Here is an 18,425-nt window from a genome sequence, read left to right on the forward strand (position 1 = left end):
TGCTTTGCCGTCATCTCTTGACTCCTTGTCGGTATTTTCAACAAGGCCAAGAACTCCACTGTTCAGGGGCAAGGTCAGTTCACCGTAGAAGCCAAGCTCAGTGTTCGCTGCTCACCCTGCAGCCGTCTCCGCAATCAGCACATCGGCCGGGATGCCCAGGCTCTGATGCAGTCTGCGGATCATGGCCAGCGTCAGCGGACGCTTGCGGTTCAGGACTTCGTAGACGCGGTTGCTCTTGCCAATGATGGGCTCAAGATCTTTGACGGACAGACCGCTCTGATCCATCCGGAATTTGATGGCTTCCACCGGATCGGGTGCAGTGATGGGTATGTGTTTGGCCTCGTAGGCTTGCACCAGCGTGGCCAGGATGTCCAGGCGATCACCCTCCGGCGTGCCCAGATCGGGGTCGGAGTCCATCAAGGCCGAAATCTCTTTGAGAGTAGCCTTGTAGTCTGCTTCGGTGTGGATAGGGCGGATGTCCATGTTTCCTCCGTGGCCGGTCAGGCCATTTCAACGGTTTCTGCGTCCACTGCGTCGTACTCCTTATGGGTGCCGACAAACTTCACGTAGACGATCTGCAACTTGTACGCAACGGCCACGATCAGCCGATAGTCATTGCCTTTGATGTTGAAGACCACACGACGGTTCTTCAGTACGCTGGCGCTGCGGTACTGCGCCTTGATGTCAGCGGGCTGGGTCCAGCTCGCACTCGTGGCTTCCTCGTACCAAGCCTTCAGCGGCTGCTCGGCGTCGGGATAGCGCCCCCAGAAGGCCCGAAGGGTAGACACGGCAATCACTCGCATGGGTCGAAGTTTAGTCCCAAAATGGGACTTCGGCAAGTGGCGTCCAGATCGGGCGGGTGATCACGGCGTCCTGGAATGGGTGTGAATGGATTACGCGCGCACCATTCACGCGGTTGGATTGCGTCGTTGCCTACCTGGTGGGGCAACGCCGGTCATGGAAACGAACAGATCCCGCCCAGTGGGTCCCTGTGCGCCTATCTGAGGCTGATCCGCCCCTGGTTTGGCCGTGGGATGGTTACCTGTATGCGGCCATGGCTTCGCCCACTTGGATTGGCCGCGTGATCCCCCAGTCAGGGTTGAACTGGAGCGGTCCCTTTGGGAACAGCATGACCACGGTAGAACCCAGCAGGAAACGTCCCATTTCTTCGCCTTGCTGCAGGCGTACCTGGCCTGCAGCATAGTTCCATTGCCGCAGCTGGCCCGTGCGGGGCGGGTTCACCTGACCATGCCATACGGTGGCCATGCTGCCCACGATGGTGGCCCCCACCAGTACCAGCACAAAAGGCCCGTGGTCTGATTCGAAGACGCACACCACGCGCTCATTGCGTGCAAAAAGGCCCGGAACGCCACGCGCCGTGGTGGGGTTCACGGAAAAAAGGTCACCCGGCACATGCACCATTCGCGTGAGTTGGCCCGCGCAGGGCATGTGGATGCGGTGGTAGTCGCGTGGACTCAAGTACAAGGTGGCGAAATGGCCGTGGTCAAAGCGCGCTGCCAGTGCGGCATCACCACCCACCAGCGCGGTGGTGGAGTAGTGGTGGCCCTTGGCCTGAAAGATCAGGTCGTTTTCCATGCGGCCAAACTGGCTGATGGTTCCGTCCACTGGGCAAATCAGATCGGCCGATGCCAGCGGGCGCAAGCCCGGTTTCAGCGCGCGCGTGAAAAAGTCGTTGAATGATGGATAGCTGGCGATATCGGGATTGGCCGCCTCTGCCATGTTCACGTTGTAGCGGGCCACAAAGCGGCGTATCACCGCGGTGGTCAAACCCCCCAGCCGTGCCGACGCAAATCTGCCGGCTAGCATGGTGAGTGCCCGCTTGGGCATGAGGTACTGCGGCAGAACTGCCAGATGATCGGACACGGGCAAGCCTCTCAAGGACGAAAGCGGCTGATTCTATCGGCCGCATCCCTTGGGGTTGGTGCCATGCATCTCCGCAGTCTTTGCCGTGACAAGGGTGGGTTCCGCGTGTCCGGTGCGCAGCGAAATCACCGTGCGACAGCCCTGGAAGCCAAAACCCGTTTTGCCGAGGCGGCTCGGCGCGCGTGACGGTGGGTGCAAGAAATGCTGGCGGAAGTTTGGCTGCCGGGTATTGGTCGGGCTTCCATCGCATTTCGGCGGACTTCGGCAAAATATTAGGTCAGGTGCTGGCCCAGTGCGATTTTTTCGTGAATAAATCTGGACCACGAACACGATAAGCTGAGGTGCGACGGTGCCCTGGCGTTTGCGATTGCTTCATGTCCTCTCCACATTCGGGCCTTCCTCCCACCCCTCCTGCCACATTTCTGACATCGCCTGGCGCGCGGTGGATGCGCTGGCTTCGTCGTTTCTCGCCCGCACCGGTGGGCATTGATGGCCGTGAAAGACTTCGGGTGATTGTGGGTGTCTCTCTCGGTGTCTTGATTGCAGCCCTGCTGAGTCGCTGGTGGGCGATGGACCACGCTGGCCCTTGGATGGTGGGCTCGCTGGGTGCGAGCGCCATTCTGGTCTTTGGCATGCCGTCCAGCCCATTGGCCCAACCCTGGCCGGTGCTGGGTGGCAGCACTTTGTCGGCACTGGTGGGGGGCGTTTGCGCGGCGCTGGTGCCCGACCCTGCCGTGGCCGGAGCGCTGGCGGTGGGGCTGGCCATGGCGCTCATGGTGCCCCTGCGTTGCCTGCATCCGCCAGGCGGTGCCATGGCACTGTATGTTGTGATAGCCCAGGGCAACGGATTACAACTGGCGGCTTTTCCTATTTGCTTCAACGCCTTGGCGCTGGTGGTTTTAGGGGTGGCCTACAACACCCTGACGGGGCGCCAATATCCCCATTCGCAACGCTGGCGCGAACCAGTGGGCCCGCCACAATCGGGACCCTTTGTCGCATCGGATGTGGATGCCGCGTTGTCTCACTACAACCAGCTTCTCGATGTGAGCCGCGAGGACCTTGAAGGGTTGTTGCATCTGGCCGGTCGGGCGGCCTTTCAGCGCACGCTGGGGGATCTGCGCTGTTCGGACGTCATGTCCAAGCCGCCGTTGGCCGTGGAGGCGGGAGTGTCGCTCAAGGACGCCTGGGCACTGATGCGCAGCCAGCAGGTCAAGGCGCTTCCCGTGGTGGATGCACATCGCCTGGTGGTGGGTATTGTCACCGTGGCGGACTTCATGCGGCTTGCCAACCTGGATATGCACGAAGGTCTGGGGCAGCGACTGCGGACACTGGTGATGGGCCGCAGCGGCCAGCCGGCATCGGTGGGCGAGATCATGTCGCACCCTGTACAAGTGATTGAAGAGCAGCAGCACGCCATGGATCTCGTGCCTCTTTTTTCGCAGGGTGGGCATCATCACATTCCGGTAGTGGACACCCGTCAGCAGTTGGTGGGCATCATCACCCAGACAGATCTGGTGCGTACGCTGGCTGGCGCCTTGCAGATTCCGCAAGTGATGGATTCCACCCCTGCTGGGTAGTTTGGCGCGCCAGCATAGGCAGACCGGGGACATCGCGCTACAATCAGCAGGCTCATGCACAGCGCCTCGCCTGTCCATTGAAGCCGTCTCCCCGGCCTCTTTTCTGATCTGCGCCCCGGGTGCAGCGACTCCCCCGCCCGCAAAGCACCGTGCCCCGAGCCCCCTGAAGGCACGGTAACGGCGGTCGTGGATGCACGATGTGCTGGAGTGCCAACCACAGAATATTTGTTTTTAAGAGATAACCATGGCCAAAGAAGAACTCATTGAAATGCAAGGCTCCGTGACGGAAGTTTTGCCGGATTCGCGTTTTCGCGTGACCTTGGAAAATGGTCACCAGCTGATTGCCTACACCGGTGGAAAGATGCGCAAGCACCATATCCGCATTTTGGCGGGCGACAAGGTGTCGCTGGAATTGTCGCCCTACGATTTGACCAAGGGACGCATCACTTTCCGCCATCTGGCGGGTCGTGGTCCAGGGCCCTCCAGCCGTTGATTTTCTCCATGGCGACTCCTGTCGCAGGAGAGACGTAAAAATGAAATGCGTCAAACCCAAAATAGGCCAGATTTTCGAGTTAGAATACGAGCTGTCGGAGCGTAGCGCAGCCTGGTAGCGCATCTGCTTTGGGAGCAGAGGGTCGCGAGTTCGAATCCCGCCGCTCCGACCAATGTTCAAAGGACTTGCAGCACAAGCTGCAAGTCCTTTTTTACTTTCTGCCGGTTTTGCACCGGCAGACTGATTGTGTGGACGCTGCTTTGCATGTTGTGCTGTTGGCTGCATGGCGATACCCATGTCTTGCCCGCGCGGTGGAGCCCGAGCTTGCTCCATGGTCCGATCACGGTCGGTGGCCTGACGGCGCTGGGTAATGAGGGTGTGGTGCTTTGCCAACCGCCAGCCCATTCGCGATGAGAACGACACCATCACCATAAAAAAACGCGGCCTGGGCCGCGTTTCCTGTGGGTGAGTGGGCGTTCCGGGTGAACGCGGCGACTTCCCTTTTTATTCCACCTTGGCCTTGGCGCGCAGTTCTTCCTGGAACTTTGCCAGTTTTTGCTGCTGCAGTTGCTGCGCCACCTGGGGTTTGACCTCGTCCAGCTTGGGCAACTGGGCCTGGCGCATATCGTCCAGGCGGATCACGTGCCAGCCAAACTGGCTCTTGACGGGGGTCTCGGTCATCTTGCCCTTGCTGAGCTTGATCAGGGCTTCGGTGAATTCGCTCACATAGCTGGCGGGGTTGGCCCAGTCCAGATCGCCGCCCTTGGCGCCAGAGCCTGGATCCTTGGATTGCTTCTTGGCGATGTCTTCAAACTTGGCGCCTTTCTTGATGGAGGCAATGATGGCCTTGGCATCGGCTTCCTTGTCCACCAGGATGTGGCTGGCCTTGTATTCCTTGCCGCTGTTGGCTGCCGTGAACTTGTCGTACTCGGCCTGGACTTCAGCGTCAGTGACGGGGTTGTTTTTCTGGAAATCGGCGAACAGTTCGCGGATCAGGATGGTCTGGCGGGCCAGTTCCATCTGTGCCTTGTAGTCGGCTGATGTTTCCAGGCCACGTTTTTGCGCTTCCTGCAGGAAGATTTCGCGGGCGATCACTTCTTCCTTGATCTGGCCTTCCATTTCAGGGGTCACAGGGCGACCGGACCGCTCCACCTGCTGGCGCAGAACTTCGGCGCGCTCTTTGGGCACGGCCTTGCCGTTCACGATGGCAATGTTCTGGGCGGAAACGGGCAGGGCCATCGTACCCAGCACGGCAGCGGCCACGAGGCCGGACAGGATCTGTTTCTTCATGCGGAATCCAAAAAATGAGAGGGTGATTGCAGGCTGAAGGCCGGCAGCTGCGTAGATGGGTGCCGGTTCAGAGAACTTCAATGGCGATGGCGTGAACGCCCTGGTCAATAAATTCTTGCAGCGCATCATACACAAGGCGATGCTGCGCCACGCGGCCTTTTCCTGTAAGCAGGGGTGACGCAATGCGCACCCTGAAATGGGTTCCGAAGCCCGTGCCATTGGCGCCTGCATGGCCCGCGTGGGCGCCACTTTCGTCCACCACTTGCACATGGGTGGGAGTGAGTTTTTCAACCAAGCGCTGCTGCATGGCCTGGGCCAGGGGGGGGAGTTGGTTTGCCGTCATGCCTGTGGCCCTTTGGTGTCGTCGGTGTCCTTCATGTAGCGGCTCAGATACAGCGCCTGCGCCAGCACAAACACGAACATCAGGCCCATGCCGCCAAACAGCTTGAAGGTGACCCAGGTGTCGGTATCAAAGTGATAGGCCACCCAAAGGTTGAGCACGCCCATGACGGCAAAGAAGCCCGTCCAGCTCCAGTTCATTGTGCGCCAGGCGGACTCTGGCAGATCCATCTGGGCACCCATCAGGGACCTGAGCAAATTCTTGCGGAAGAACAGCTGGCCGCCCAGCAGCGCGCCACCCATCAGCCAGTACAGCACCGTGGGCTTCCATTTGATGAAGGTGTCGCTGTGCGAGAGCAGGGTGGCACCGCCGAACAGCACGATCACCCCCAGGCTGAGCCATTGCATGGGTTCGACCTTGCCGTGCTTGTAATGCAGGTAGCCGATCTGCACCACCGTGGCGGCAATCGCCACCGCCGTGGCGATGTAGATACCCCAGATCTTGAACGCCGCAAAGAACAGGAAGATGGGAAAGAAATCGATCAGTAGTTTCATGTCGCCTGAGGGTAGGGGTGATGGTCTGGCGCGTTTCAGGGGGCGTCGGGCTCGAAATCGAGCGAGGCCGAATTCATGCAGTAGCGCAGGCCGGTGGGGGCGGGACCATCTTCGAAGACATGGCCCAGATGCGCCCCGCATTGTGCACACACGGTTTCGGTGCGGACCATGCCGTGGCTATGATCCATGATTTCGGCAATGGCGCCCGGCACTGCCTGCGAGAAGCTTGGCCAGCCGCAGCCGGCATCGAACTTGGTGGCGGCATCAAACAACTTGGCCCCGCAGCAGATGCAGTGGTAGCTGCCATCGGCCCAGTGGGCCTCGTATTTGCCGGTGAAGGGGCGTTCGGTGGCCGCATGGCGCGTGACCTGCAGGGCTGTAGGTTCGGCGCCTTTTTCGTGCAGGATGGCTTGCCATTCGGCGTCGGTTTTCTGGACAGGAAAGTTCATGATGAACAGCTGATCTCGATGGAGGAAGCCCAGTCGGGCGGGAAGTCGGCCCAGGCATCGTGGCCGGGGTGTTCGTCGAACGGACGCTCCAGCAGGCGCTGCAAGGTGCGCAGCTCGGAAAAATCGCCAAGTTTCGCCGCGCGGATGGCCTGCTCACCCAGGTGGTTGCGCAGCACGAACTTGGGATTGGTTTTTAGCATCAAATCGGCAGATAGCTCTTTATTCATAGGCGCTAGAAGCTCTGAATAAGATAGCGCCCACCGGTCCCAGCCCGCACGGTCTGCAAACAGGTCACGCACGGGTTCGAAGTTGTTGTGCGCCACGGCCTGCGACAGGCGGCGCCAGAAGATGGTGTAGTCCACGCCGTTTTGGGCCAGCAGCAGCAAGATGCTGTCGATCAGATCGGCATCGCCGGCACGCTCCTGTACAAGGCCCAGCTTGGCGCGCATGCGGGCCATGAAGTCGGTGGAGAAAACGGTTTTGTACGATGCCAGGGCCGCCTGGGCCAGTTCTTGGTCGCCAATCAGCGGCAGCAGCGCCTGGGCCAGGCAAAACAGGTTCCAGTAAGCCACATTGGGCTGGCGGTTGTAGGCATATCGGCCCTGGGTATCGCTGTGGTTGCAGACATGGCCGGGCACAAACGCATCCAGGAACTGGAAGGGGCCGTAGTCGATCGTCAGGCCCAGGATGCTCATGTTGTCGGTGTTCATCACGCCGTGGCAAAAACCCACGGCCTGCCAGTGTGCCACCATCGTTGCTGTGCGTTCGCTCACGGCCTGCAGCAAGGCTGCATAGGCGTTGGCCCCCGGCTGCGGTGTGGTGCGGCAGGCCGGGTAATAGCGGTCGATCACATAGTCGGCCAGTGCGCGCAATTCCTTTTGCATGTCGCGCGCGGCGAAGTGCTCGAAGTGGCCAAAACGGACGAAGCTGGGGGCCACGCGGGTCACGACGGCGGCGGTTTCCGTCTCTTCACGGCGTACGGGGGCCGGTGAGCCCGTCACGCACAGGGCGCGCGACGTGGGGATGCCCAGCGCATGCATGGCTTCGCTGCACAGAAATTCGCGGATGCTTGAGCGCAGCACGGCGCGTCCATCGCCCATGCGCGAGTACGGAGTGCGGCCGCTGCCCTTGAGCTGCACTTCCAGCCCTTCGGGGGTTTCACCCAGCAGGATCGCGCGCCCGTCGCCCAGTTGTCCTGCCCAGACGCCAAATTGGTGGCCGCTGTAGACACTGGCCAGCGGGCGGCTAGCGGGAGGGCAGGCATTGCCCGTGAACACCCGCAGGGCTTCGTCGGACGCCATCCAGGTGGCGTCCAGGCCCAGTAGATCCGCCACGCCGCTGCTGGTGCCCACCCAGTACGGCTGGGGCAAGGGCGTGGGATTCAAGTGGGTAAAGAATGCCGGCCCCAGGCTCGCAAAACCGCCGCGGTCGTCCGTCAGGTCCAACGGCGGGGCGGGGGGGCGGTCGGCATGGGGGTTCATGGGGGCATTGTCTCGTAGTCGGGATGCCCCGGCGCCCGCAGGGCCTTGCGTGCGTTGGCCCGCTGCGCGCGGCTGTTCAGTTGTCGATGGTGGCGGCCAGGTAGGCGCGCAATGCGTCGTCGTCCACCACGGCCACGCGCCCCAGGTCCAGCGTGACGATGCGCAGGGCCTCCAATGTGCGCAGCACGCGGTTGACCGTTTGGCGCGACAGCCCTGCCAGATGCCCCAGTTCTTCCTGTGTGAGCAGGATGCGCCGCGTGCTGCGCCAGAACAAGGGGCTCAGGTACAGCGCCACGCGATGCTCGGGCGAGCGCATGCGGCCGGCTTCGATGATCGCCATGGCCTGGCCGAGCCGCATGTTGAGGTGGTTGGCCAGGTATTGGTTGAAAGCAAGGTTGGTGTCGCGCAGTGCCGAGAACAGCGGCAGCGGCAGGCACAGCAGCCGTGTCTCGCGCAGCGCGACAACGTGGTAGCGGCGGGATTCTGGCTTCATGGCCGAACCCTCTCCGAACCACTCGCCATCAGGCACGCCCAGAAATGCAGAGTGCCGCCCGCGCGCTTCGGGGCTGTGCAGCATCACCAGGCCGCTGAGCACGGCATACCAGCCCTGAACCGTGGTGCCCGCCGCCAGCATGGTTTCACCCTTGCCGCCCTGCAGTGTCTGCACGGCATCGCGCACTTCTTCCTGCCGTCCCGGCGACAGGCTGTGGAACCACGGCTGGGTGGCGATGAATCGCTGGGCAGAGGGAGCGGAAAACATTGCGTGCATTGTGCCGCGCGGTGCTGGTGGCTGGATCTGCCACGGGGCTGACTGATCGTGGTGGACTTCTGCGGGGTCGGCGGGGAAAGGGGCTGCCACGGACGGCGCCGCCGCTGAAAAAGGGGCGTGAACAGATGGATGGGAACCTGCCGGCCGCAGGGGCGGGAAAACCCGCGCCACCTGTCAGCCGTGCGACATGTGTTGGCGCCGGACGTGAAACGCTGCAGACTGTCGCACGGGCCGAGAGCGGCTTGGCGCCTTGCATCCACGTGCGTCTGCAACGGTGGCCGAGCAGCAGCGGCGTCGGCTTGCAGGGCACGCGGCGTAAGCCTTTGCGCGACTTTGCCACGGTAGGATAAGGATTCCAAACAACATGACTTTCAAGGAGCGCACATGCTGGGCCTGATGCAGAACCAACCACTGCTGATTTCGTCGCTGATCGAGTTTGCCGAACGGCACCACGGCGATGCGGAAATCGTTTCACGCCGGGTCGAGGGTGACATCCATCGCTACACCTACCGCGACCTCGCATTGCGCTCCAAGCAGCTGGCAAACGTGCTGGATGGCATGGGCCTGCAGTTCAGCGACCGCGTGGCTTCGCTGGCATGGAATGGCTATCGCCACATGGAGATGTACTTTGGGGTCAGCGGCTCGGGCCGTGTGCTGCACACCATCAACCCGCGCCTGCACCCCGACCAGATCGCCTGGATCGTCAACCATGCGCAAGACCAGGTGCTGTGCTTTGACACCTCCTTCCTGCCGCTGGTGCAGGCCGTGCATGCGCGCTGCCCTTCGGTGAAGAAGTGGGTGGCGCTGTGCGATGCCGACAAGCTGCCCGCCGATTCGGGTATCCCCGGTCTCGTGAGCTACGAGGCGTGGATCGGCGGCGCATCCAGCGACTACGCCTGGCCGGTGTTCGACGAGAACTCGGCTTCGAGCATGTGCTACACGAGCGGCACCACCGGCAACCCCAAGGCCGCGCTCTACAGCCATCGCTCCACCACATTGCATGCCTATGCGGCGGCACTGCCCGATGTGATGGGCCTCTCGGCGCGCGACTCTGTATTGCCCGTGGTGCCGATGTTCCACGTCAATGCCTGGGGCATTCCCTACTCGGCACCGCTCACTGGCTGCAAGCTGGTGTTTCCGGGGCCTGCGCTCGATGGCAAATCGGTGTATGAGCTGATCGAGGCGGAAGGGGTGACCTTTGCCGCCGGCGTGCCCACGGTCTGGCAGATGCTGCTGAACCACGTCAAGGCCGGCGGCCTGAAGTTCAGCACGCTCAACCGCACGGTGATAGGTGGATCGGCCTGCCCGCCCGCCATGATCCATGCCTTCCAGGACGAATTCGGGGTGTCGGTGCTGCACGCCTGGGGCATGACCGAGATGAGCCCTCTGGGCACGCTGTGCACGCTCAAGAACAAGCACCTCGCCTTGCCGCGCGACGGGCAGATGAAGATCCTGCAAAAGCAGGGGCGCGCCATCTACGGCGTGGATATGAAGATCGTCGACAGCGCGGGCAATGAACTGCCCTGGGACGGCAAGAGCTACGGCGATCTGCTGGTGAAGGGGCCGTGGATCGTGGCCGACTATTACCGCAGCGAAGGCGGCAGCCCGCTGGTGCCCGACGCACAGGGGCGCGGTTGGTTCCCCACAGGCGATGTGGCCACCATCGACGCCGACGGCTTCATGCAGATCACCGACCGCAGCAAGGATGTGATCAAGTCCGGCGGCGAGTGGATCAGCTCCATCGACATCGAGAACATCGCCATGGCGCACCCGGCCATCGCCATGGCGGCGTGCATCGGTATGCCGCACCCCAAGTGGGATGAGCGCCCGATCATCGCCGTGGCCCTGAAGCCCGGTGCCGAAGCGAGTCGCGAGGAACTGCTGGCCTTCTACGAGGGCAAGACCGCCAAGTGGCAGGTGCCCGATGACGTGGTGTTTGTGGACGCCATTCCGATCGGTGCCACGGGCAAGATGCTCAAGGCCAAGCTGCGCGAACAGCTCAAGGACTATCGTTTGCCCGGCTTGTGAAGCGCAGTGGGCGTGGCGCTCGGGGAAGCGCTGCGCCCGCTGACATGCCGGCCGCCGGCGGCATGTCGTTGGCTTTTTCGGTGGGCCAGTCGCCTGCGCGATAGCTGCTAGGGGCAATCCCTGAGGGGTGGTTTGGTGCAACGCGGTACGCTGCATTCGGTTGATTCAACAGGAGACAAGACCATGAAATTTGCTATCAAAGCAGTAGCTGCATCCGTCATTCTGGTAAGCGCTGGCGGAGCGTTCGCCCAAAAGGGTGAAACGGTCAAGATCGCCTGGCTGGATCCGCTCTCGGGCCTCATGGCCGCAGTAGGAACGAACCAGCTCAAGAGCTTTCAATTTCTGGCGGAAGAGTTCAACAAGAAGAATGCAGCCGGCGTCAAGTTTGAAATCATCGGCATCGACAACAAGCTGAGCCCGCAAGAAACCACCAGCGCCCTGCGCTCGGCCATGGACCAGGGCGCACGCTACGTGGTGCAGGGCAATGGTTCCGGCCCCGCGCTGGCCATCATCGACGCGCTCGAAAAACACAACGCCCGCAACCCCGGCAAGGAAGTCCTGTTCCTCAACTACGCCGCTGTGGACCCCGACCTCACCAACAGCAAGTGCAGCTACTGGCACTTCCGCCTGGACGCCGACACTTCCATGAAGATGGAAGCGCTGACCACCTACATGAAGGACCTTCCCGAGGTGAAGAAGGTCTACCTGATCAACCAGAACTACTCGCACGGACACCAGGTTTCCAAGTTCGCCAAGGAAATGATGAAGCGCAAGCGCCCCGACGTGCAGTTTGTCGGTGACGACCTGCATCCGCTGGCCCAGGTGCGTGATTTCTCGCCCTACATCGCCAAGATCAAGGCCTCGGGCGCCGACAGCGTAATCACGGGCAACTGGGGTTCCGACCTGGCGCTGCTCATCAAGGCCGCCAACGACGCCGGCCTGAACAATGTCAACTTCTACACCTACTACGGCTCCGTGACCGGCAGCCCCACTGCCATGGGTGCCGCAGCAGCGGGCCGTGTGTACATGGCCGCATACGCTCACATGAATTTGCCGGGCCCGCTGAACCAGATCGTGTTGGACTACAAGAAGAAGTTCAACGACGACATGTACACCGGCGCCGTGTACCACGCCTTCTCCATGCTGTCCGAAGGTTTTGCCAAGGCCAAGTCGACCGATCCCGTCAAGGTGGCTGCCGTGCTCGAAGGCATGAAGTTCAAGAGCTTCAATGGCGAGGTCGAAATGCGCAAGACCGACCACCAGCTGCAGCAAGGCCTGTTCATCTCCAAGTGGGAGAAGGCCGGGGGCAAGTACCCGCTCGACTCCGAGGGCACCGGCTACACATTCGTTCCGGTGAAGTACTACGAGCCCTATGTGGCCAGCACGCCCACCTCGTGCCAGATGAAGCGTCCGTAAATTCGGCTCCATCGCTTCGAGGCCCGACCTACTCGGGCCTTTTTTTTACCCAGCAATGAAAAATTCCAATGAATCCTGAGTTTTTCGTGATCTCCACGCTCAATGGTGTGAGCTATGGCCTGCTGCTGTTCATGCTCAGCTCCGGCCTCACCCTCATCTTCAGCATGATGGGGGTGCTCAATTTCGCGCACACCAGCTTTTACATGCTGGGGGCCTACATCGCCTACACGATCTCGAGCGTGGTGGGCTTCTGGCCCGCGCTGGTGCTGGCGCCCCTGCTGGTGGGGGCCATGGGTGCCCTGTTTGAACGCTACAGCCTGCGCCGTGTGCACAAGTTTGGCCATGTGCCAGAGTTGCTGGTGACGTTCGGCTTGTCGTATCTGATCCTGGAGCTGGTGCAGCTGGTGTGGGGGCGTTCCACGGTCCCCTATGGGCTGCCCACGCAGTTGCAGGGGCCCTTGTTCACGCTGTATGGCACGCAGTTTCCCAGGTCGCGTTCCTTCGTGATGCTGGTGGCACTGCTGATGCTGGTGTCGGTGTGGCTGCTGCTCACCCGTACCCGCATTGGTCTGGTGATCCAGGCCGCCCTCAAGCACCCCGAGATGGTGGAGGCCCTGGGCCACAACGTGCCCCGCGTGTTCATGCTGGTGTTTGGCGGTGGTGCGGCCCTGGCAGGGCTGGCCGGGGTGATTGGCGGCAATACCTATGTCACCGAGCCTGCCATGGCGGCCTCGGTCGGCTCCATCATCTTTGTGGTGGTGGTGGTGGGCGGCATGGGTTCGCTGGCCGGGGCATTCCTGGCCTCGCTGCTGATTGGCCTGGTGCAGACCTTTGCCGTGGCCATCGATTACTCGCTGGCCTCGGCGCTGCAAGGCATGGGCGTGGCAGTGTCGGAAGCGACCTTTGGCTGGCCCTTGCTCAAGCTCACGGTCTCGCAGGTGGCTCCCATCCTGCCGTATCTTTTTCTGGTTCTGATTTTGATCTTCCGCCCCAAGGGCCTGCTGGGTACCCGGGAAGACTGAGGCTATGAAGTCCACCACTACAACTGTTTCTCCGGCCACGCAATACCACCGGTTCAAGCCATGGAACGTGGGCCGCCTGGTCATCTGGAGCCTGTTTGCGCTCCTGCTCATCGTCGCGCCCATGCTGTTTCGCAGCAGCCTGGCGCTGACCATGCTCTCGCAGATCGGCTACCTCATCATCATCTGCCTGTCCTACAACATGCTGCTGGGGCAGGGCGGCATGCTGAGCTTCGGGCATGCGGTGTACACCGGCCTGGGTTCGTTCATCGCCATCCATGCGATGAACCTGGCGGGCAAGGACGCGCTGCCGGTGCCGCTGGTGCTGATTCCCCTGGTGGGCGGCCTGGCCGGCATGTTCTTCGCCATCCTGCTCGGGTTCGTGACAACCAAGAAATCGGGCACCACGTTCGCCATGATCACGCTGGGTATTGGAGAGCTGGTGGCCTCGATGGCGCTGATGTTCCCCGAATTTTTTGGCGGCGAGGGCGGTATCACCACCGACCGTGTGTATGGCCAGTCGTTCTTCGGCATCACGTTCGGCCCCTCCATCCAGGTGTATTACCTCATCGCTGCGTATTGCTTTGTCTGCACCGCCGCCATGTTCGCCTTCACGGGCACGCCGCTGGGACGCATCCTCAATGCCGTGCGCGACAACCCCGAACGCGTCGAATTCATCGGCTACAACACCCAGCGCGTGCGCTACTTCGCCTTCATCATTGCGGGCTTCTTTGCCGGCATCGGGGGGGGGCTCGCGGCGATCAATTTCGAGATCGTCACGGGGGCCGACAGCGTGAATGTGCTGCGCTCGGGCGGGTATCTGCTGTTCACCTTCCTGGGGGGGGCCACCTTCTTCTTCGGGCCCATCATCGGTGCGGTATTGCTGGTGCTGGCGTCGGTGCTGCTGTCGGAGTTGTCCAAGGCCTGGCTGCTGTACCTGGGGCTCGTCTTCCTGTTCATGGTGATGTATGCGCCCGGCGGCATTGCCAGCCTGGTCATGATGAATCTGCGGCTGGCCAAGTTTGGCAAGCTCCGCGGCCTGTGGCCCTCGTACCTGGCGCTGGGCGGCACCGCACTGGTGGCCGTGCTGGGGGCCGCAGCCATGGTGGAGATGACCTATCACCTGCAGCTCAATGCCGCCTTGGGACCAGAGCTTGATTTTCTGGGGGCCACCTTGCACGCCAACTCGGTGGGCAGCTGGTTTGGCGCAGGGTTTGTGCTGCTGACGGGGCTCGGCTTGTTTGAGCTGTGCCGGCGCCAGTTTGTGCGCCAATGGGGCACTATCCAGGAAGAGATCGAACACGAAATCAAGCGGGGGGAGGCGCTGTGAACATGGCGACAAACACACCTTGTGCGCTCGAACTGCGTGATCTGCGCAAGAGCTTTGGCAAGACAGAAATCATCCGTGGCGTGAACCTGGCCGTGAAGCCCGGCGAGCGGGTGGCCATCATCGGCCCCAATGGCGCGGGCAAGTCCACGCTGTTCAACCTGATCAGCGGACGCTTTGGCCCCACCAGCGGCGAGGTGCTGCTCAATGGCCAGCGCATCGATGGCAAGGCACCCTACGAAATCAACCGCATGGGGTTGTCGCGCAGCTTTCAGATCACCAACATCTTTCCCAAGCTGAGTGTGTTTGAAAACCTGCGCTGCGGCGTGCTCTGGAGCATGGGCTACAAGTACACCTTCCTGCGATTTCTCTCGAAGCTGGACGATGCCAACGAGCGCGCCAGGCAGCTCATGGAGATGATCAAGCTCGACAAGAAGCGTGACACCCTGGCCGTGAACCTGACCTACGCCGAGCAGCGCGCGCTGGAGATCGGCGTCACCATTGCCGGCGGCGCCAATGTGATCCTGCTCGACGAGCCCACGGCCGGCATGAGCCGCAGCGAAACCACGCGCTTCATCCACCTCATCAAGGAGGTGACCGAAGGCCGCACCTTGCTCACGGTGGAGCACGACATGGGCGTGGTGTTCGGCCTGGCCGACAAGATTGCCGTGGTGGTGTATGGCGAGGTCATCGCCTTTGACACCCCCGACAAGGTTCGCGCCAATGCGCGCGTGCAAGAAGCCTACCTGGGCTCTGCCGTGGCCGATGCGCAGGCGGGGGGACACTGACATGCTGAAAATCGACAACCTCCATGCCTACTACGGCAAAAGCCATGTGCTCCATGGTGTTTCCTTCGATGTCCAGCCCGGTGAAATCGTGGCCTTGCTGGGGCGCAATGGATCGGGCCGCTCCACCACGGCCAAGGCCGTGATGGGCCTGGTGGACTGGGACGGCTCGGTGCAATGGAAGGGGCAGGCCCTCAAGGGCAAGAAGGCCTACGAGATTGCCCATCTGGGCATTGGTTATGTGCCCGAGAGCCGCGATGTCTTCCCCAACCTCACGGTGCACCAGAACCTGCTGCTGGGGCAAAAAGGCAAGGGCAAGGGCAGCCGGTGGTCGTTTGACGACATGTACGACATGTTTCCCCGCCTCAAGGAGCGCCGCAACATCGAGGCGGGCGTGATGTCGGGCGGCGAGCAGCAGATGCTCACCCTGTGCCGTACCCTGATGGGCGACCCCGACCTCATCATCATCGACGAACCCACCGAGGGCCTGGCTCCCAAGATCGTTGAACTGGTGGGGCAATACCTGCAGACCATCAAGTCGCGCGGCATCTCGGTGCTGCTGATCGAGCAAAAGCTCACCATCGCCATGACCATCTCCGACCGGACGCTGGTCATGGGCCATGGCAGCATCGTTTTCCAGGGAACCCCCGAAACCTTGCGGGCCGACAGCTATGTCCGCAAAGAGTGGCTGGAGGTCTGACCACGCGGGCCGGCGATGCAGCGGGGCGGCAGGCCTGCTGGCGCCAGCGAGGTGCTCACTGCCTTGTGCCATGGGCCGCGTTTGCTCCCATGTGAGTGGCTGGTTGTCTTTTGTCCCGGGCGAGACAAATCGGCACAGTCAACGCGGGCAGAACTCTCTACAATAAAAATCGCACGATCGTTCTTTTCTCATTTCCAAGGAACAACAGCATGACCGCTGAATACAAAGTCCACGGCTCCGTTGCCGTGATCACGCTGGCCAATCCTCCCGTCAACGGGCTCGGCCTGTCGACCCGCCAGGGCATTGTGGACGGCCTGACCCGTGCCAATGACGATGCCGCGGTGACCTCCATCGTCATCACCGGCGCGGGCGGCGCGTTTTCCGGCGGCGCCGATATCAAGGAATTCGGCACTGACAAATCCCTGCAAGAGCCCAACCTGCACTCCGTGATTGCGGCGGTGGAGAATTCGCCCAAGCCCGTGGTGGCCGCGGTCCACTCGGTCTGCATGGGCGGCGGGCTGGAGCTGGCCCTGGGCTGCCACTACCGCATTGCGGCCCCCGGCTGCAGCGTGGCCCTGCCCGAAGTGAAGCTGGGCATCCTGCCCGGCGCCGGCGGCACGCAGCGCCTGCCGCGCGTGGTGGGTGTGGAAGCGGCCCTGAATATGATCGTGAGCGGGGAGCCCGTGAAGAGCGAGCTGCTCGGCTCCATGCCCGGCCAGAAGCTGTTTGACAAGATGGCAGCATCGTCTGAGGCATTGGCCGCCGAGGCCCTGGCTTTCGCGCAGAGCGTGGCCGACGTGCGCCCCATGCCCCTGGTGCGCAACCTGCCCTGCAAGCACCCGCAGGGCGACGCGTACTTCCAGTTCGCGCGCAACATGGTCAAGGGCATGAGCAAGAACTTCCCGGCGCCCGCCAAGTGCGTGGACGCCGTCGAAGCCGCTACCAAGAAGAAGTTTGCCGATGGCCTGCTGTTCGAGCGCGAGCTGTTCATCAACCTGATGTGGACGCCCGAATCGCGCTCGCTGCGCCACCTGTTCCTGGCCGAGCGCGCCGCGAGCAAGATTCCCGACGTGCCCGCCGACACCCCCCAGCGCGACATCCAGGCCGTGGCCGTGATCGGCGCCGGCACCATGGGCGGCGGCATCGCCATGAACTTCCTCAACGCCGGCATCCCCGTGAAGATGCTGGAGATGAAGCAGGAGGCGCTGGACCGTGGCATCGCCACCATCCGAAAGAACTACGAAGCCCAGGTCAAGAAGGGCAAGCTCAAGCAAGACAAGTACGAGCAGCGGATGGCCCTGCTGAGCACCACGCTCGACTACGCCGACCTGAAGGACGCTGACCTCGTGATCGAGGCCGTGTTCGAGGAACTGGGCGTGAAGGAGGCCGTGTTCAAGCAGCTCGACGCCGTGATGAAGCCCGGCGCCATTCTGGCCAGCAACACCTCCACGCTGGACGTCAACAAGATCGCCCACTTCACCCAGCGTCCGCAGGACGTGGTGGGCCTGCACTTCTTCAGCCCGGCCAACGTGATGAAGCTGCTCGAAGTGGTGCGCGGCGACGCCACCGCCAAGGACGTGCTGACCACCGTGATGGCCATGGCCAAGAAGATCAAGAAGACCGCCGTGGTCTCGGGCGTGTGCGATGGCTTCATCGGCAACCGCATGATCGAGCAGTACGGCCGCCAGGGTGGCTTCCTGCTCGACGAAGGCTGCACGCCCGAGCAGGTGGACAAGGCGATGGAAAAATTCGGCATGGCCATGGGCCCGTTCCGCATGGGCGACCTGGCCGGCAACGACATCGGCTGGGCCATCCGCAAGCGCCGCTACACCGAAAAGCCCGACATGAAGTACAGCAAGACCGCCGACTTGCTGTGCGAGAAAGGTCGCTTCGGGCAGAAGACCGGCGCCGGCTGGTACGACTACGTGCCCGGCAAGCGCGACGCCATCCCGAACGCCGAGGTGGTGAAGATGATCGAGGACCACCGCGCGTCGCTCGGCATCACGCCGCGCAAGATTTCTGACGAAGAAATCGTCCAGCGCCTGGTGTTCAGTCTGGTGAACGAAGCCGCCTACATCCTGGAAGAGGGCATCGCCAACAAGGCCAGCGACATCGACGTGGTCTATATCTTCGGCTACGGCTTCCCGGTGCACCGGGGCGGTCCATTGAACTACGCCAACGAAGTCGGCCTGTTCAACGTGGTGCAGGCCATGAACCGCTTCGCCAAGAACCCGCTGGACGATGCCGCGTTCTGGAAGCCCGCGCCGCTGCTGGCCAAGCTGGCCGCCGAAGGCAAGGCCTTCCGCTAAGCGT

General features: G+C 62.2%; 18 protein-coding genes and 1 tRNA gene. 10 read left to right on the forward strand and 9 right to left on the reverse strand.

From position 1 onward, the window contains the following. Nucleotides 1-111 precede the first annotated feature (111 nt). The 3 genes from AC1Q5S_RS18305 to asd form a co-directional block, all read right to left on the reverse strand. Nucleotides 112-483: a helix-turn-helix domain-containing protein gene (locus AC1Q5S_RS18305; RefSeq protein ID WP_303836346.1), complete on the reverse strand. Its 372-nt coding sequence runs from the start codon at nt 481-483 to the stop codon at nt 112-114. A 17-nt stretch (nt 484-500) separates the two neighbouring features. After that, nucleotides 501-803, reverse strand: a complete 303-nt coding sequence (locus tag AC1Q5S_RS18310) for a type II toxin-antitoxin system HigB family toxin (RefSeq protein WP_492239184.1) — start codon at nt 801-803, stop codon at nt 501-503. Between the two features lie 235 nt (nt 804-1,038). After that, a complete protein-coding gene (asd, locus tag AC1Q5S_RS18315; protein WP_492239185.1) occupies nt 1,039-1,884 on the reverse strand; it encodes an archaetidylserine decarboxylase in 846 nt (281 codons plus the stop codon). 446 nt (nt 1,885-2,330) lie between these two features. On the opposite strand from asd, the gene AC1Q5S_RS18320 reads away from it, so the two are divergent. The 3 genes from AC1Q5S_RS18320 (at nt 2,331) to AC1Q5S_RS18330 (ending at nt 4,126) form a co-directional block, all read left to right on the forward strand. Further along, nucleotides 2,331-3,461, forward strand: a complete 1,131-nt coding sequence (locus tag AC1Q5S_RS18320; protein ID WP_492239186.1) for an HPP family protein — start codon at nt 2,331-2,333, stop codon at nt 3,459-3,461. Nucleotides 3,462-3,705: 244 nt separating this feature from the next. Continuing rightward, the gene (gene infA, locus AC1Q5S_RS18325) at nt 3,706-3,954 is read left to right on the forward strand and encodes a translation initiation factor IF-1 (protein ID WP_024815327.1); all 249 of its coding nucleotides are present in this window, start codon (nt 3,706-3,708) and stop codon (nt 3,952-3,954) included. 95 nt (nt 3,955-4,049) lie between these two features. Then, nucleotides 4,050-4,126 (forward strand) — tRNA-Pro (locus AC1Q5S_RS18330). Nucleotides 4,127-4,458: 332 nt separating this feature from the next. On the opposite strand, the gene AC1Q5S_RS18335 is transcribed toward AC1Q5S_RS18330, so the two are convergent. From AC1Q5S_RS18335 to AC1Q5S_RS18360, 6 genes are all read right to left on the reverse strand, one after another. Beyond that, the gene (locus AC1Q5S_RS18335; RefSeq protein ID WP_303836332.1) at nt 4,459-5,244 is read right to left on the reverse strand and encodes a foldase protein PrsA; all 786 of its coding nucleotides are present in this window, start codon (nt 5,242-5,244) and stop codon (nt 4,459-4,461) included. Between the two features lie 67 nt (nt 5,245-5,311). Further along, nucleotides 5,312-5,551: a BolA family protein gene (locus AC1Q5S_RS18340; RefSeq protein ID WP_422203404.1), complete on the reverse strand. Its 240-nt coding sequence runs from the start codon at nt 5,549-5,551 to the stop codon at nt 5,312-5,314. Between the two features lie 32 nt (nt 5,552-5,583). Beyond that, nucleotides 5,584-6,138, reverse strand: a complete 555-nt coding sequence (locus AC1Q5S_RS18345) for a septation protein A (RefSeq protein ID WP_303836329.1) — start codon at nt 6,136-6,138, stop codon at nt 5,584-5,586. Nucleotides 6,139-6,173: 35 nt separating this feature from the next. Beyond that, nucleotides 6,174-6,587: a peptide-methionine (R)-S-oxide reductase MsrB gene (gene msrB, locus AC1Q5S_RS18350; RefSeq protein WP_492239187.1), complete on the reverse strand. Its 414-nt coding sequence runs from the start codon at nt 6,585-6,587 to the stop codon at nt 6,174-6,176. Then, nucleotides 6,584-8,068 (reverse strand): protein adenylyltransferase SelO, encoded by a 1,485-nt coding sequence (locus AC1Q5S_RS18355; protein ID WP_303836325.1) that lies wholly within the window; start codon nt 8,066-8,068, stop codon nt 6,584-6,586. Before AC1Q5S_RS18355 ends, msrB begins: the two co-directional genes overlap by 4 nt. A 76-nt stretch (nt 8,069-8,144) precedes the next feature. Continuing rightward, nucleotides 8,145-8,837, reverse strand: coding sequence for a Crp/Fnr family transcriptional regulator (locus AC1Q5S_RS18360; RefSeq protein ID WP_492239188.1), 693 nt, complete (start codon nt 8,835-8,837; stop codon nt 8,145-8,147). 384 nt (nt 8,838-9,221) lie between these two features. On the opposite strand from AC1Q5S_RS18360, the gene AC1Q5S_RS18365 reads away from it, so the two are divergent. The 7 genes from AC1Q5S_RS18365 to AC1Q5S_RS18395 all read left to right on the forward strand — a co-directional run bounded on the left by AC1Q5S_RS18365 (nt 9,222) and on the right by AC1Q5S_RS18395 (nt 18,421). Beyond that, entirely contained in the window at nt 9,222-10,865 is a 1,644-nt protein-coding gene (locus tag AC1Q5S_RS18365) for a 3-(methylthio)propionyl-CoA ligase (RefSeq protein WP_492239189.1), read from the forward strand. Between the two features lie 183 nt (nt 10,866-11,048). Then, nucleotides 11,049-12,281: a branched-chain amino acid ABC transporter substrate-binding protein gene (locus tag AC1Q5S_RS18370; protein WP_492239190.1), complete on the forward strand. Its 1,233-nt coding sequence runs from the start codon at nt 11,049-11,051 to the stop codon at nt 12,279-12,281. A 68-nt stretch (nt 12,282-12,349) separates the two neighbouring features. After that, nucleotides 12,350-13,303, forward strand: a complete 954-nt coding sequence (locus AC1Q5S_RS18375) for a branched-chain amino acid ABC transporter permease (RefSeq protein ID WP_026437649.1) — start codon at nt 12,350-12,352, stop codon at nt 13,301-13,303. A gap of 4 nt (nt 13,304-13,307) precedes the next feature. Next, complete coding sequence (locus tag AC1Q5S_RS18380) at nt 13,308-14,630, forward strand: branched-chain amino acid ABC transporter permease (RefSeq protein ID WP_303836316.1); 1,323 nt, start codon at nt 13,308-13,310, stop codon at nt 14,628-14,630. 2 nt (nt 14,631-14,632) lie between these two features. Beyond that, entirely contained in the window at nt 14,633-15,415 is a 783-nt protein-coding gene (locus AC1Q5S_RS18385; RefSeq protein WP_492239191.1) for an ABC transporter ATP-binding protein, read from the forward strand. Nucleotide 15,416: 1 nt separating this feature from the next. After that, nucleotides 15,417-16,112 carry an ABC transporter ATP-binding protein gene (locus tag AC1Q5S_RS18390; protein ID WP_303836314.1) on the forward strand — a complete coding sequence of 232 codons (696 nt, stop codon included), beginning with the start codon at nt 15,417-15,419 and terminating at the stop codon, nt 16,110-16,112. A gap of 209 nt (nt 16,113-16,321) precedes the next feature. After that, entirely contained in the window at nt 16,322-18,421 is a 2,100-nt protein-coding gene (locus tag AC1Q5S_RS18395; RefSeq protein WP_492239192.1) for a 3-hydroxyacyl-CoA dehydrogenase NAD-binding domain-containing protein, read from the forward strand. The last annotated feature ends 4 nt before the right edge of the window (nt 18,422-18,425 follow it).

The sequence above is a fragment of the Acidovorax sp. GW835-FHT14B10 genome, assembly GCF_058793725.1.